This window comes from Methylobacterium sp. WL120 (assembly GCF_008039465.1).
Taxonomy (GTDB): domain Bacteria; phylum Pseudomonadota; class Alphaproteobacteria; order Rhizobiales; family Beijerinckiaceae; genus Methylobacterium; species Methylobacterium cerastii.
Window position 1 is genome coordinate 1 of the sequence record NZ_VRUT01000356.1, and the last position, 969, is coordinate 969.

Sequence of the window (969 nt, forward strand, 5' to 3'; positions counted from 1 at the left end):
TCGCGGTGCGCGAGACCGCCGCCGCCAGCGCCCCGGCGATCCAGGCCTGACGCCCCGAGGCGGCCTGCGCCCGCGCGCCGCCTTGCCATGCGGCCGAGCGCGCGGCGGCCAGCGCCTCGTCGATGTCGCCCGCGGCGGCGCAAAGGACGGCGAGGTCGACGAGCCCGGCCTTTTCCAGCAGCGGCGGCAGCAGGCGGCGAATGCTCGCCAGCGCCAGGAACACCGTTCGCTCGATCTCGACCGCGGGCAGGTCGGCCGATCCCGACAGGCGCAGGACGAAGGCCATCAGCCGGTGGCGCTCGGCGTCCGACATCGCGTCGTTGAGGCCGAGCGCGTAGGCCGCGAGCGGGTGCGAAAAGCAGGGCGGGCAGTCGTCGCTGGACCGGATCGCGCGATAGGGCAGGCCAGCGGCGACCAGGGCGGCCTCGTTGATGCAGGTGCCGCCGTCCGGCCCCGGAAACGGGTGCGAGCCGGAGAGCAGCCGCCAGTTCAGGATGTGGTCGAACCCTGCCATGCGAAACCTTCGAGCTGCCGGGAATCGTGTCCGGGAGCGAGCGTGGCACGCTGGCGTTGGGTTGGCGAGGGGGCGATCAGCCGCCGGCGTCGAGCGCGACGCCCGACAGCATCGCCAGCCCGAGCACCAGCACGAAGGCGCCGGCCAGAAGCTCGAGGGCGCCGAGCGCCAGGATGCCGGCGCGTCCGCGGCCGCCGGCCAGGCGCAGGGCGGCGCCCTTGGCGAAGACGGCGAGGCTCGCGAGCGCACCGGTGGTGAGCGCGGTGCCGAGCGCCATGGCGAACACGGCGAGGATGCCGGCGGCCAGCATCCCCTGCGCGGCGGCGAAGACCAGGATCAGCACCGCCCCGGCGCAGGGGCGCGAGCCGGCGGCGACCACGATGGCGGCGCGTTCCCGCCAGGTGTCGAGGGATTCGAACGCCCGCGCGTCGGCGAGGCGGGCATGGCCGCAATCC

1 protein-coding gene and 1 pseudogene are annotated in these 969 nt (G+C 75.2%); both read right to left on the reverse strand.

Features of this window, described 5'->3' with window-relative positions; genetic code table 11:
- Window positions 1-514, reverse strand: a 514-nt coding sequence (locus tag FV229_RS26975) for a hypothetical protein (protein WP_147754831.1), incomplete at its 3' end; no start/stop codon positions are given.
- Between the two features lie 76 nt (window positions 515-590).
- Window positions 591-969 (reverse strand): annotated as a pseudogene (locus tag FV229_RS26980) (nickel transporter); the annotation flags it as partial.